At 66.3% G+C, this 13,168-nt stretch carries 13 protein-coding genes and 1 tRNA gene; 10 read left to right on the forward strand and 4 right to left on the reverse strand.

Going from position 1 to position 13,168, the window contains the following annotated elements; genetic code table 11:
* The first annotated feature begins 3 nt into the window (after positions 1 to 3).
* The 3 genes from AB4Z00_RS00485 (at position 4) to AB4Z00_RS00495 (ending at position 1,943) form a co-directional block, all read left to right on the forward strand.
* A complete protein-coding gene (locus tag AB4Z00_RS00485) occupies positions 4 to 261 on the forward strand; it encodes a (2Fe-2S)-binding protein (RefSeq protein ID WP_442044366.1) in 258 nt (85 codons plus the stop codon).
* A 114-nt stretch (positions 262 to 375) separates the two neighbouring features.
* Complete coding sequence (bfr, locus tag AB4Z00_RS00490; protein WP_132262021.1) at positions 376 to 861, forward strand: bacterioferritin; 486 nt, start codon at positions 376 to 378, stop codon at positions 859 to 861.
* Between the two features lie 23 nt (positions 862 to 884).
* Entirely contained in the window at positions 885 to 1,943 is a 1,059-nt protein-coding gene (locus tag AB4Z00_RS00495) for an NAD(P)H-dependent flavin oxidoreductase (protein WP_442044369.1), read from the forward strand.
* Here AB4Z00_RS00495 and AB4Z00_RS00500 read toward each other — a convergent pair.
* Positions 1,930 to 4,080, reverse strand: a complete 2,151-nt coding sequence (locus tag AB4Z00_RS00500) for a prolyl oligopeptidase family serine peptidase (protein WP_442044371.1) — start codon at positions 4,078 to 4,080, stop codon at positions 1,930 to 1,932. The two genes, AB4Z00_RS00495 and AB4Z00_RS00500, sit on opposite strands and share 14 nt — an antisense overlap.
* A gap of 117 nt (positions 4,081 to 4,197) precedes the next feature.
* Here AB4Z00_RS00500 and AB4Z00_RS00505 point away from each other — a divergent pair, with 117 nt between their 5' ends.
* Positions 4,198 to 5,352 (forward strand): AI-2E family transporter, encoded by a 1,155-nt coding sequence (locus AB4Z00_RS00505; RefSeq protein ID WP_132262018.1) that lies wholly within the window; start codon positions 4,198 to 4,200, stop codon positions 5,350 to 5,352.
* Positions 5,353 to 5,408: 56 nt separating this feature from the next.
* On the opposite strand, the gene der is transcribed toward AB4Z00_RS00505, so the two are convergent.
* Entirely contained in the window at positions 5,409 to 6,785 is a 1,377-nt protein-coding gene (gene der, locus AB4Z00_RS00510) for a ribosome biogenesis GTPase Der (RefSeq protein ID WP_442044373.1), read from the reverse strand.
* Positions 6,786 to 6,963: 178 nt separating this feature from the next.
* Here der and AB4Z00_RS00515 point away from each other — a divergent pair, with 178 nt between their 5' ends.
* Complete coding sequence (locus AB4Z00_RS00515) at positions 6,964 to 7,620, forward strand: CHAP domain-containing protein (RefSeq protein ID WP_442044375.1); 657 nt, start codon at positions 6,964 to 6,966, stop codon at positions 7,618 to 7,620.
* Positions 7,621 to 7,724: 104 nt separating this feature from the next.
* Here the strand turns inward: AB4Z00_RS00515 and AB4Z00_RS00520 are convergent, their stop codons facing one another.
* Complete coding sequence (locus AB4Z00_RS00520; protein WP_134095018.1) at positions 7,725 to 8,012, reverse strand: DUF3297 family protein; 288 nt, start codon at positions 8,010 to 8,012, stop codon at positions 7,725 to 7,727.
* A gap of 88 nt (positions 8,013 to 8,100) precedes the next feature.
* On the opposite strand from AB4Z00_RS00520, the gene AB4Z00_RS00525 reads away from it, so the two are divergent.
* From AB4Z00_RS00525 to AB4Z00_RS00545, 5 genes are all read left to right on the forward strand, one after another.
* Positions 8,101 to 8,175: transfer RNA gene (locus AB4Z00_RS00525), tRNA-Val, on the forward strand.
* A 120-nt stretch (positions 8,176 to 8,295) separates the two neighbouring features.
* Positions 8,296 to 9,603 (forward strand): serine--tRNA ligase, encoded by a 1,308-nt coding sequence (gene serS, locus AB4Z00_RS00530; protein WP_442044378.1) that lies wholly within the window; start codon positions 8,296 to 8,298, stop codon positions 9,601 to 9,603.
* Positions 9,604 to 9,659: 56 nt separating this feature from the next.
* Complete coding sequence (gene surE / locus AB4Z00_RS00535; protein ID WP_132262009.1) at positions 9,660 to 10,424, forward strand: 5'/3'-nucleotidase SurE; 765 nt, start codon at positions 9,660 to 9,662, stop codon at positions 10,422 to 10,424.
* The gene (locus AB4Z00_RS00540; protein WP_442044380.1) at positions 10,421 to 11,575 is read left to right on the forward strand and encodes a LysM peptidoglycan-binding domain-containing protein; all 1,155 of its coding nucleotides are present in this window, start codon (positions 10,421 to 10,423) and stop codon (positions 11,573 to 11,575) included. The genes surE and AB4Z00_RS00540 overlap by 4 nt, the downstream gene beginning before the upstream one ends.
* An 11-nt stretch (positions 11,576 to 11,586) precedes the next feature.
* Positions 11,587 to 12,654, forward strand: a complete 1,068-nt coding sequence (locus AB4Z00_RS00545; protein WP_134095021.1) for a potassium channel family protein — start codon at positions 11,587 to 11,589, stop codon at positions 12,652 to 12,654.
* On the opposite strand, the gene AB4Z00_RS00550 is transcribed toward AB4Z00_RS00545, so the two are convergent.
* A complete protein-coding gene (locus AB4Z00_RS00550) occupies positions 12,646 to 13,038 on the reverse strand; it encodes a DUF1761 domain-containing protein (RefSeq protein WP_132262004.1) in 393 nt (130 codons plus the stop codon). The two genes, AB4Z00_RS00545 and AB4Z00_RS00550, sit on opposite strands and share 9 nt — an antisense overlap.
* Positions 13,039 to 13,168: the final 130 nt, after the last annotated feature.

The following is a 13,168-nucleotide window of genomic DNA, read 5'->3' on the forward strand; positions in this document are numbered from 1 at the left end:
AAGTTGAAGAACGCTATTGCGATCCATTTGCAGTTGCATATGATGGTCCTCAAGAGGATTCGCACCATGTACGTTTGCATCTGCAATGCCATTCGTGAGACCGACCTGCGCACCGTAGCCCGCTGCTGCCGCGGCGATGCCACCGCGCTTTACGGTGCTCTCGGACATGCGCCGCAGTGCGGACAGTGCCTGGACGAAGCCGAAGACATTATCGCCGAGGAAACGGCAAGCGCCGACGCGCCCCTGAGCGCGGCAGCCTGACCCTGCAACAAGGCGGGTTACACCTGGCCTCGGCCGGGTGTTTTCGCGTGCCTGCTTGCCTTACAGGTCTGAAAGGGCCATAAACCCGCCCGAACAGATTCAGGAGCATCTCCCATGAAGGGCGACCAGCAGGTCATCGATTTTCTCAACAAGGCGCTCTTCAACGAGCTGACCGCGATCAACCAGTACTGGCTGCATTACCGCATGCTGGACAACTGGGGCATCAAGAAGCTCGCGGAATACGAACGCCACGAATCGATCGACGAAATGAAGCACGCCGACGTGCTGGCCGATCGTATCCTCTATCTCGAAGGTCTCCCGAACTTCCAGGCGCTGGGCAAGCTGCGCATCGGCGAAAGCGTCGAGGAAGTGCTCAAGGCCGACCTCGCCTTGGAATACGACGCGATTCCGCTGCTCAAGGACGCCATCGCCCACTGCGAGACCGTGCGTGACTTCGTCAGCCGCGAAATCTTCGCCCGCATCCTCGAAAGCGAGGAAGAGCACGTCGACTTCCTCGAAAAGCAGTTCGACATGATCGCCCGCATGGGCATCCAGAACTACTGCCAGCTGCAGAGCAAGCCGGCGGGCGAAGAAGAGTAAGCCCGGACGGCGCGCGAGCAGACATGGATTTTCTCGCGCGCCTCGGTCTCTCCCTTCCCCTGATACAGGCGCCGATGGCGGGCACTTCCACGCCCGCTCTCGCCGCCGACGTCTGCAACGCCGGGGCACTCGGCTCGCTCGCCCTAGGCGCCATCGGCCCCGACGAGGCCCGCCGCCAGATCGCGGACTTGCGCAGCCGCACGCAGCGGCCTTTCAATCTCAATCTCTTCGTTCACGAAACGCCCGCCGCCGAACCGGCGGTGGAAGCGGCATGGCTGGAGGCGCTCGCGCCCAGCTTTGCCGCCTTTGGCGCAGCGCCGCCCGCGGGACTGGAGACCATCTACGAGAGCTTCGCCGGTAATGCCGCGATGCTCGAAGTCGTGCTGGAAGCGAAGCCCGCCGTGGTCAGCTTCCATTTCGGCCTGCCGGACGCCGCAACGATCCAGGCGCTCAAGCAGGCTGGCTGCCTGCTCGTCGGCAGCGCCACCAGCCTGGCGGAAGCCGAACTGTCGCGCAGCGCGGGCATCGACGTGCTCGTGGCGCAAGGCTGGGAGGCCGGTGGCCATCGCGGCATGTTCGACCCCGCCGCGCCCGACGATCGGCTCGGCACTTTCGCACTGGTCCGCCTGCTGGCCGCTTGGGGCAAGCTGCCCGTGGTCGCGGCTGGCGGCATCATGGACGGAGCGGGCATACGTGCCGCGCTCGATCTCGGCGCGGTGGCCGCGCAGCTCGGCACGGCCTTCGTCGGCTGTCCGGAGAGCAACGCCGATGCCGGTTATCGCGCCCTGCTTGCTTCCGACGCGGCCCGGCATACGGTGATGACGCGGGCGATCTCCGGCCGCCCGGCCCGGTGCCTTGCCAACCGCTTCACGGAACTCGGGGAGCGCGCGGACCTGCCGCCCGTCCCTGCCTATCCGCGCACCTATCACACCGGTAAAGCGCTCAACGCTGCCGCCAAGGCCCAGGGAGAGCCCCTGTTCGGCGCGCAATGGGCGGGACAGGGCGCGCCGCTATCCCGCTCGATGCCGGCAGCGGAGCTGGTCGCCCAGCTCGCCGCCGAACTTTCCGCTACTCGCCCTTAGGCGCGCCGGCTTCCGGCGCGGCCGACTGCCCGTCGGTCCGATACTTGTCGAACCAGGCCAGGATCGCCGAAGCCTTGGCGGCCGATTGCGAAGGCCGCGCGGCAATGCCGCCATGGCTGGCGCCCGGCACCTTGACGAGCGCGGTCGGCACCCCGCGGATCTGCAAGGCGGCGTAATACTGCTCCGCCTCGCTCACCGGGGTCCGGAAATCTTCCGAGCCCACCACCACCATCGTCGGCGTCTTGACGTTACCCACCAGGCTCAGCGGCGAGCGGCGCCAGTACTCCATGGGGTCTTCCCAGGGCTTCTTGTCGAACCAGTAGCGCGAGGTGAACGGCGTGGCGTCCATCGTCAGTGCCTCGCTGATCCAGTTGATGACCGGCTTCTGCGTCACCGCCGCCTTGAACCGATCCGTCTTGCCGACGATCCAGGCCGTCAGCACGCCGCCGCCCGATCCGCCGGTGACGAAGAGGTTATTCGGATCGGCCACCCCGTCGGCAATCGCCGCGTCGACCGAGGCCATGAGGTCGTCATAATCGGTTCCGGGATAGGCCCGGTCGATCAGGTTGGCGAAGGCCTCGCCGTAGGACGTGCTGCCGCGCGGATTCGTATAGAGCACCGCGTAGCCGTGCGCGGCGTAGAGCTGGTAGTCGGTGGAGAAGCCCGGCGCATAAGCGGTGTTGGGGCCGCCATGGATTTCCAGGATCAGCGGCGCCTTCTGCCCCGCCGACAGGCCCGGCGGTGTCACCAGCCAGGCGTCGATCGCGCGGCCGTCCGGCGCGGTCACCGCCAGCTTGCGCACGGGCGCCAGGGCCTTGGCGTCCATCCAGGTGCCGTTGAGGTCGGTCAGCTTGCGGCCGGTCCCGCCATTGCTGACCCAAAGGTCGGCCGGGCGCTGGGTTGTGCCGGAGGTATAGGCCACGCGGCCATTGGCGGAGACGCTGAACGCACCGCCCGTATAGGGCCGGTCGAAATGGTCTCCGGGGCTGAGCCCCTCGACCACGGTCTTCATCGGACCGTCCAGCCCGACGCGGGCCACATACGTCCTTGCATGATCGTCATACTGGATCATGATCGCGGAATTGCCGGACCAGTTCACCGCGTCGATCGAATGGTCGAACCCCTTGGTCAGCAGCCGCGATCCCGAACCGTCGCTGTTCATCAGGTAGAGGTCGGAATTCTCGTAGGACCGGTTGACGTCGTCATAGCCGAGGTAGGCGATATGTTTGCCGTCTGGCGAGACCATCGCGCCGGCATCGGGACCGTTGCGGCTGGTGAGCGCCGTCACCGCGCCGCTCGCGATGTCGAGCGCGTAGACTTCGGAATTGTTGATGTCGCGCTGCCAGTTCTCGTGGCGGTTGGCGCTGAAGACCACGCGCTTGCCGTCCGGCGTCCACGACAGCGGGCCGCCGTCGTCGAAGTCTCCGAAAGTCAGCTGGCGCGGCGCGCCGCCGTCGGCCGATACGAGAAACAGGTGGTCGTAGCCGGGCTGGGCATAGCCGCCGCCGTCCGCACGGTATGTCACGCGGTCGATCACCTGCAGCGGCTCGGCCCATTGCGCGCCTTCGGGGCGCTGCGAGGGCTGCGCGCCCATCTTGGGCGCCTCTCCCGGAACCCGCATGGTATAGGCGATCTGGCGCCCGTCCGGCGACCAGGCCAGCGCGCCGGGGCTGTCAGGCAGCCCCGTCACTTTCACTTTGGCGTCGCCATCCAGCCAGAGCACGTAGAGCTGCGGCGCGCCCGTCCCGTCGCTGGAAACGAAGGCCAGGCGCTTGCCGTCCGGCGACCAGCGCGGCGAGAAATGGGCACCCACCCCGGTCACGAGCGGCCGCTGCACGCCGCTTGCCGCATCGACCAGCCAGATCGAGGGCACGACCTTGTCGGTCATCACATCGGCCGCGGCCCGAACGTAGGCGATCCGGCTGCCGTCGGGCGAGATCTGCGGGTCGGTGACGCCTGAAAGCTTGAACAGGTCGTCAGGCGTGAAGCCGCGCTCCGGACCCTTGATGGAGGTCTTGGCGGCCTGTCCGGCCCCGGCTTCGTCCGCGGCGAAGGCCGAGGAGAGCGGAACGACGGCGCAGGAGAGCGCGAGAACGGCGGCGCGCAGGGCAAAGGCGCGCGAAAGGGTATGCGGCAAGATGGAATGCTCCTTCTCGAATGGGAGGATGCACCCTGTCTTGCCCAGACTTCGTGAAAAATCCAGTCACCTCGGCCGGCGACCTTGCCGCGGCGGGAATCATGCTAAGAGGCAGGCATGGAGCAACCGGAACGCCCCCCCTATACCATCGAGGACTACGGCTTCGGCGTTCTCGTCATCCTCGTTACCGCGGCCTTCGTCTGGCTGCTGCTGCCTTACTTCGGCGCCGTGCTCTGGGGCGTAGTGGCCGCGATCCTGTTTCAGCCGCTCACGGCGAAGCTGGCCACCCGGTTCGGCGGCCGCAAGAGCCTGGCGGCGGGCCTCATGCTGCTGCTGCTGCTCGCGCTCTTCATCATTCCCACCATCCTGCTCGGGGTCAGCCTCGTCCAGGAAGTCACGACGATCTACGAAAAGGTCCGCGGCGGCCAGATCGACATCCCGCACATGCTGGAGCAAGTCCGCGCCGCCCTGCCCGAATCGCTCGAGCGCCTGATCGACCGCTACGGCCTCACCGATTTCGAGAACTTGCGCCGCCAGTTCGGCGCCGGGATCGCCAACGGCCTCCAGGGCCTTGCCGCCCGGCTCCTCTCGGTGGGACAGGGTGCGCTGAGCTTCCTCGCGGCCTTGGGCGTGATGCTCTACCTCACGTTCTTCCTGCTGCGCGACGGCGACCGCTATGGACGGTTGATCCGGGACGCCATGCCCTTGCGCCCGCACTTGCGCGACCGGCTGGTGAGCAATTTCGTGATCGTGGTGCGCGCGACGATGAAGGGCACGGTCGTGGTCGCCGTGGCGCAGGGCCTGGTCGGCGGCGTGATCTTCTCTCTGCTGGGGATCGACGGCTCGCTGCTCTGGGGCGTGATGATGGGCTTCTTCTCGTTACTGCCCGCCGTCGGCACCGGCCTCGTCTGGGTTCCCATGGCGGGCTATCTGCTGGCAACCGGCCACATGTGGCAAGGTGCGGTGCTGGCCTTCTGCGGCCTGTTCGTCATCGGAATGATCGACAATATCCTGCGTCCGATCCTGGTCGGCCGCGACACGCGCATGCCCGACTTCGTGGTGCTGATCGCCACTCTGGCCGGCCTGCAGATCTTCGGCCTCAACGGCTTCATCGTCGGCCCGGTGATCGCCGCGCTGTTCATCGCCGTCTGGACGCTCATGCGCGAGATCAAGAACAGCGACGGCATGCTGGAGCCCGATGCCATCGAACAGCAGGAAGAGCGGGCGGAGGCGCCGGTTTCCGACGCCGAGGTGGCCGCGCACCCGTCCTGACACGCGAACGACGGGCATGAAAAAGGCCGCTGGAGCAGTCTCCAGCGGCCTTTTCGTTACTTGGCGAAGGGGTTCTTCGGCATGCGCAGATTGAGACGGATCGGCACCGCATCGAACCCGAGTTCCCGGCGAATGCCGTTGATCAGGTAGCGGCGATAGCTTTCCGGCAGCAGGTCCAGACGCGTACCGAACAGCACGAAGCCCGGCGGGCGGGTCTTGGCCTGGGTGATGTAGCGCAGCTTGATGCGCTTGCCGCCCGGCGCCGGGGGCGGGTTGGCGGAGAGCGCATCGTCGAACCAGCGGTTGAGCGCGGCGGTCGGCACGCGCTTGCTCCAGGCCTCGCGAATCGAGAAGCCGGCGGCGATCAGCTCGTCCAGGCCCTTGCCGGTCCGTGCCGAAACGGCCAGCAGCGGCACGCCGCGAACCTGCGCCAGGCCGTCGTCGAGCGCCCCGCGAATGCCGTTGAACAGGGCCGAGGCGCCTTCGGCCACGTCCCACTTGTTGATCGCGATGATCAGCGCGCGGCCTTCTTCCAGCACCTTGGAGGCGATGGTGAGATCCTGGTGTTCCAGCCCGCGCGTGGCATCGAGCAGAAGCACCACCACTTCGGCGAAATCGATGGCATGGCGCGCATCGGCCACCGCCATGCGCTCCAGCTTTTCCGTCACGTTGGCACGCTTGCGCATGCCGGCCGTGTCAATCAGGCTGACCTGGCGGACTTCCTGCGTCTTGGGATCGGTCCACTCCCAGTCGACCGTGATCGAATCGCGCGTGATGCCCGCTTCCGGCCCGGTGAGCAGGCGATCCTCGCCCAGGATTCGATTGATCAGGGTGGACTTGCCGGCATTCGGCCGGCCGACGATGGCAAGCTTGAGAGGCCGGCGCAGCAGCGCTTCCTCGTCCACTTCCTCTTCGAATTCCGACTCTTCGGGCTGGAGCGGATCGAGATGCGGCAGCAGCGACTCGAACAGATCCGCCATGCCCACGCCGTGCTCGGCCGAGAACGTGATCGGATCGCCAAGGCCCAGCGAATAGGCTTCAAGCACGCCGCCCTCGCCCGCGCGGCCCTCGGCCTTGTTGGCCAGAAGGACCACAGGCACCGGCGAAGCGCGCAGCCATTGGCCGATTTCCTCGTCCAGAGGCGTCAGCCCTGCGCGCGCGTCGACGACGAAGAGCGCCACGTCGGCCGTTTCCAGCGCAGCCTCGGTCTGCTTGCGCATGCGGCCGGGCAGAGTTTGGTCTTCTTCGTCTTCCCAACCCGCCGTGTCGACGATCTGGAATTTCAGGCCGAGCAACTCGGCATCGCCGAAGCGACGGTCACGCGTGACCCCCGGCTGATCGTCGACGAGCGCGAGCTTCTTGCCGACGAGCCGATTGAACAGCGTGGACTTGCCGACGTTGGGTCGGCCGATGATGATCACCTGAGGAAGCATGTTGATAACTCGATAAAGGATTCCGGCCCGTAGGGGAATTCCTTCGGAATGGAAACGCCTGCGTTCTCGCGGCGCGGTATTGAATAAAATAAGCCGGACGTCCGGGAACAAATTCCTAATTCGTCGTTAACCATGCCCTGAAGGAATCCCATAACCGTACCGGGCAGAATTGGAACACATGCAGGGTTACCGGATCGCAATCATACTGGGTCTGGCCGCCGCGACGATCGCGCCGGCCAGTGCCCGTTCCGCCATAGACGACGCCTTGGCGGGCGCAGATGACACCGTGGGCGCGGTGGCAAAGCCCGATTACCTGGAGTGCGTGCCTTATGCACGCCAGCTTTCCGGCATCCAGATCTTCGGCGATGCCCATACCTGGTGGAGTCAGGCCCAGGGCCGCTATGCCATCGGCCATACCCCGCGCATCGGCGCCGTCATGGCGATGGAGCCTTACGCCAATTCCCAGCTCGGCCATGTCGCCACGGTCAGCAAGGTCATCGATTCGCGCACGATCCTGGTGAGCCATGCCAACTGGTCCCCGATCGAGGGCAGCCGCGGCCGGATCGAGAAAAACGTCACCGTCCTTGACGTCTCGGCCAGGAACGACTGGAGCGAAGTGCGCGTGTGGTATGCGCCGATTCACAACCTCGGCAACACGCACTGGCCGGTTTCCGGCTTCATCTACAACGCCCGGCCCAATTCCGGTGCCGCAGGGGGCCAGGATCCGGCCCTGCAACGGCTGGACGACGTCTCGGCCGCGCCCGAGGCACCGAAGAAAAGGAAAAAGGGCCGCCGCAGCGACCCCATCGGCGAAATCATCGCCGGCCTCTACTGAGGCGCCCGGCCCGGCGGCCTGCCGAAACAGGCCGACCGTCCGGGTATGGCCCTATCGGGCCTTGCTGACCTCAGGCCCTAGCGGACCCAAGGCCCTAGCGGACCTCAGGCCTTGGCGACCGGCGCGTCTTCGCCGAGGTCTTCGTACCAGGCTTCCACCGGACCGGAGAGCTTGACCGTCAGGGGATTGCCCTTGCGATCCAGCGTCTTGCCGGCCTGAACGCGCACCCAGCCTTCGGAAATGCTGTATTCTTCCACATTGGTGCGCACGGTACCCTTGAAGCGGATACCGACGCCGCGCTGAAGCTTTGCCTCATCGAAGAACGGGCTCTTCGGATTGATGGCGAGGTGATCGGGCGGCACGTCAGGGCCGTTCTGGGTCTCTTCAGTCATGCCCCGCGATTTAATTCCAGATGGGCGCTTGTCAATTCGATCCGACTCATCTAGAGGCGCGCTTCCGCAACGGACACAGTCCTTCTGCGGGCGCGTAGCTCAGTGGTAGAGCACACCCTTCACACGGGTGGGGTCGCAGGTTCAATCCCTGCCGCGCCCACCATCCCTTTCGCGGGATGGCGTTTGCAAGGCGGACATTTTCCCCAAGATCACCATTTCTCGCAGGCCGAAACGAGCCTCTGGAATCTTGCGCCTGCGCGCATGAGGCGGCATAGCGCGCGCCATGCACGATATCCGCCTGATCCGCGAGAATCCCGAAGGATTCGACGCCGGCCTCGCCCGCCGTGGGGCTCTCCCCGTGGCTGCCGACATCCTCGCCCTCGACGAGCAGCGCCGCTCGGTGGCGACGCGCATGCAGGAAGGGCAGAACCGCCGCAACGAGGCATCGAAGGCGATCGGCAAGGCCATGGGCCAGGGCGACAGCGCCACGGCCGAAGCGTTGAAGGCCGAAGTCGCCCAGCTCAAGGACACCCTCCCCGCGCTCGAAGCCGAGGAGAAGGACCTCTCCGCCCAGCTACACGATGCCCTGGCCGCCTTGCCCAACATCCCCGTCGCCGAAGTGCCGGACGGCGCGGACGAGAGCGAGAACGTCGAAGTCTCGAAATGGGGCACGCCGGGCACGTTCGCTTTCGAGCCCAAGGAACATGCCGATCTCGGCCCGGCACTCGGCCTCGATTTCGAGACCGGCGCCAAGATTTCCGGCGCGCGCTTCACGTTCCTGAAGGGCCAGATGGCGCGCCTGCACCGCGCGCTGGCGCAGTTCATGCTGGACACCCAAACCGCCACCAACGGCTATATGGAATGCATCGTGCCGCTGCTGGTCAAGGACGAGGCCGTGTTCGGCACCGGCCAGCTTCCGAAGTTCTCCGAGGACCTGTTCCGGACCACCGACGGTCGCTGGCTCATCCCCACCGCCGAAGTCTCGCTGACCAATGCGGTCCAGGACGAGATCGTCGATACGGCCGCCCTGCCCTTGCGCATGACCGCCCTGACCCCCTGCTTCCGCTCGGAAGCGGGCGCTGCGGGCCGCGATACGCGCGGCTTCATCCGCCAGCACCAGTTCGAGAAAGTGGAACTCGTCACGATCTGCGCGGCCGAGCAGTCGGAAGCCGAACACGAGCGCATGGTCGCGGCCGCCGAATCGATCCTCCAGGCGCTGGAACTGCCCTATCGTAAAGTGCTGCTCTGCACCGGCGACATGGGCGCGACGGCGCGCAAGACCTTCGACCTCGAGGTCTGGCTGCCCGGCCAGGCGGCCTACCGCGAGATCAGCTCGATCTCGAACTGCGGCGACTACCAGGCCCGCCGGATGAACGCGCGCTTCAAGCCGGAAGGTTCGAAGAAGACGGAGTTCCTGCACACGCTTAACGGCTCGGGCCTCGCGGTCGGCCGTACGCTGGTGGCGGTTCTGGAGAACTACCAGCAGGAAGACGGCTCGGTCCGCGTTCCCGAAGCACTCAAGCCCTGGATGGGCGGGATCGACAAGCTGACGGCCGGCCACGAAGCCGCTCTCGACTCGAAGCACACCTGAACTCCTCGTCGCCCTGAACCCGTTTCAGGGCGACGAATGAAAGCAGCAGAAAAATCATGCGTATCCTGCTCACCAATGACGACGGCATCAACGCCCCCGGCCTCTATGTCCTGGAAAAGATCGCCGCACAGCTTTCGGACGATATCTGGATCTGCGCGCCGAGCGAGGAACAGTCGGGCGCGGGCCATTCGCTGACGCTGGGCCGCCCGGTGCGCATGCGCGAGCATGCGCCCAAGCGCTTCTCGGTCACGGGCACGCCGACCGATTCGGTGACCCTGGGCCTCAAGAAAGCCCTGCCCGGCCCGCCGGACCTGATCCTTTCCGGCGTCAACCGCGGCGCCAACCTCGGTGACGACGTGACGTATTCGGGCACCGTCTCCGCGGCGATGGAAGGGGCCATGGCAGGCATCCCCTCGATCGCGCTCAGCCAGGTCTATGCGGGCGAAGGCCTCGGCAACAATGTCAGCTTCTCGGCGGCCGAGGAATGGGGCGCCAAAGTGCTGCGCCCCCTGCTGGACATGCCGTTCGCGCCGCGCACCCTCATCAACGTCAACTTCCCCCCCCTGGCCGGAGCTGACGTGAAGGGCATTCGCGTGGTCCGCCAGGGCTTCCACGACTATGCGCGCGGCTCGGTCGTCGAAGGCATGGATCCGCGTGGTTTCCCGTACTTCTGGTTCGGCCTTCACGGCATCGAGCACACGCCCGGCCACAACACCGATCTCGAAGCGATCTCCGAAGGCTATATCTCGGTGACCCCGCTCCAGATCGACCTCACGCATGACGCCGCGATAGCGCAGATCGCGAGCCGCTTCGAAGCATGATTCCCAAGTCCCTGTTCCTGCTTGCGGCGCTTGCGCTGCCGATCGCGCCTGCCGTCGCCGCACCGCGTGACGAGACCGTGCACGTCGTCGAACCGGGCGAGACGCTGAACGGCATCGCCAACCGCGCCGGCGTCTCTTCCGAGGCTCTGGCGAAAGCGAACGGCCTGAAAGCGCCCTACGTCGTCCGGCTGGGCCAGAAGCTTGCCATTCCGCGCTCCCGGCCTGCGCCGGTGAAGACGGCGGCACCGAAACCGGACAATGCCGCGGCGCCTGCGCGCGCCTCCGGCGCCAGCGCGACGGCCAAGGCAGCAGCCGCAGCCAGTTCGACGGCGAAAGCCGCCATCGCCGCAGCAGGTCCGCCGGAGCAGGAATCCGTCCATGTCGTCCAGCCCGGCGAGACGCTGGGCGGCATCGCTGCCGCAGCGAAAGTTCCCCGCGTCCTGATCGCGGAAGCCAATGGTCTGCAGCCGCCCTATGCGGTGCGCTCCGGCCAGAAACTGCAGATCCCCCGCACGCGCCGGCATACGGTCAAGGCAGGCGACACCGGCTTTTCGATCTCATACAAGTACGCGGTGCCCTGGGAGCAGATCGCCCTTGCCAACGGTTTCGATCCGGTCGCGCCGGTCAAGCCGGGCCAGACGCTGCTGATCCCCACTTTGCTCGATCCGCCGTCCGCAAGCGGCGCTTCCGTGCCTGTCGCTGCGCCCACGTCTGCACCCACCGCCGCACCGCTGCTGGCCATCCCCGCTCCGCAGAGCACGCCGACCACCCGTGGTGCGCGATTCGCCTGGCCTGTCAGCGGCCCGATCCGCCGCAGCTTCGCGACCGGCGCCAACCATCACGACGGCATCGACATCAAGGCCCCGGAAGCGACGATGGTCCGGGCCGCCGCGGCCGGCACCGTGCGTTTTGCGGGCATGGAAAAGGAGCAGTTCGGCAATCTCGTCGTGCTCGACCACGGGGACGGCTGGTTCACCGCCTACGCCTTCCTCAGCCGAGTGACCGTCAAGGAAGGCACCAGGGTGGCGGCCGGGGAGCGCGTCGGGCTGGTCGGCAGCACGGGCCTTGCCAAGGGCAACGAGCTTCATTTCGAGGTGCGGCAGAACGGCAAGCCCGTCGATCCGCTGGACGAGTTGCCCAAGGCCCCCTAAGCTTGGCGGGCATGTCGAAGCGACACTCTGCTCGCGCCGTATTCAGGCCGCCTTCGTTCAAACCATTGCGTCGGTCGCTGGCTGTCCCGGTCTGGGCCGACGTGGCCTTGCGCCTGGGCGGTGCGTTCTTCCTGATCTTCGTGGTCATCATGGTCCACTGGAGCGACCGGGCCGGCCTCCACGATGTCCACGACGGGCAGGTCAGCTTCCTCGACGTCGTCTATTTCACGATGATCTCGATCACGACCACGGGCTTCGGCGACATCGCCCCCGTCAGCGACCGGGCGCGGCTGATCGAGGCGATCCTGGTCACGCCGATCCGGCTCGCCGTCATCACCATCTTCGTCGGCACGGCCTACAATTTCATCATCAAACGCAGCTGGGAGAGTTGGCGCATGAAGCGAATCCAGGAAAGGCTGGAGGACCACATCGTCGTGCTCGGCTTCGGCGTCAGTGGCTCGGAAGCGGTCAAGGAACTGGTCGAGCGCGGGATGGAACCGGCCTGCATCGTCGTGGTCGACCCGGTGGAGGCCCGTCTGGCTCACGCGGAGAAACTGGGCTGCAACGTGCTCCAGGGCGACGCCACGCGTGACGATATCCAGAACGCGGTCCGCGTAACGACGGCGCGGACGGTGCTGGTCTCCGCCGGGCGCGACGATACTTCGGTGCTGATCGTGCTCACCACCCGCCACCTCGCGCCCACGGTGCCCATCACGGTGGTCATTCGGGCCGACGACAACGAACTCCTCGCGCGGCAGGCCGGCGCCAACAACGTCATCAACCCGGTGCGCTTCACCGGCCTGCTCCTGGCAGGCTCGGCCGAGGGCCAGCACGTCGCGGACTATTTCTCCGACCTCGCCTCCGTGGCGGGCCGGGTGCAGCTAGTGGAACGGCCGGTGGCGCCCGAGGAGATCGGCCGGCCGCTCGACCAGCTCGCCACGGGCGGCAAGGGGCTTCGCATCTACCGGGGAGAGCACACCATCGGCTTCTGGGAAGACGACGCCAGGATCCTGCAGCCCGGCGACATCGTGGTGGAAATCGCCCCCACCAAGGCTACCGACGAAGCGGGTTCAGCCTAGCACCCAGAACACCAGGCCCATCGCCAGATAGGCCACCAGCCAGAACAGGCAGTCCACCACGCGGCGCATCGGCTCGGTGCGCTGGCGAAGGTGGGTCAGCCATACGGCGGGCATCACGAAGGCCACCGAGACACCGCCCGTCTGCATGAAATAGAGCCAGGGCTTCGCCGCCAGCGTTTCCGCCCCGATCCGCGCGAAATTGTGGCCGAGCATGGCCGAAGACACCAGCATGACGAAGACGACCACGGCATAATTGGCCCCGCGCTGCGCGCGACCGGGAATCAGCTGCCGCCCGGTTCGGAACAGCGGACCGTGCCAGACAAGGCCCACCGCCACCGCAAGCGCCGCAGCCAGGAAGACCGCCAACCAGTTAACCGGACCCATCGACATCCCCTGTTTTCCAATAGCTTCTCTCTTGCAGGCCCGTGCCGAAGGCGCAAGACAAGTGCGCGTCGAAGGAAGGGATTCGCCTGCCACTCGGCCGGTACGATTCGTTTTTCGTGACTCTCGGGCG

The sequence above is a fragment of the Novosphingobium sp. YAF33 genome, assembly GCF_052113265.1.
Classification (GTDB): Bacteria; Pseudomonadota; Alphaproteobacteria; order Sphingomonadales; family Sphingomonadaceae; genus Novosphingobium.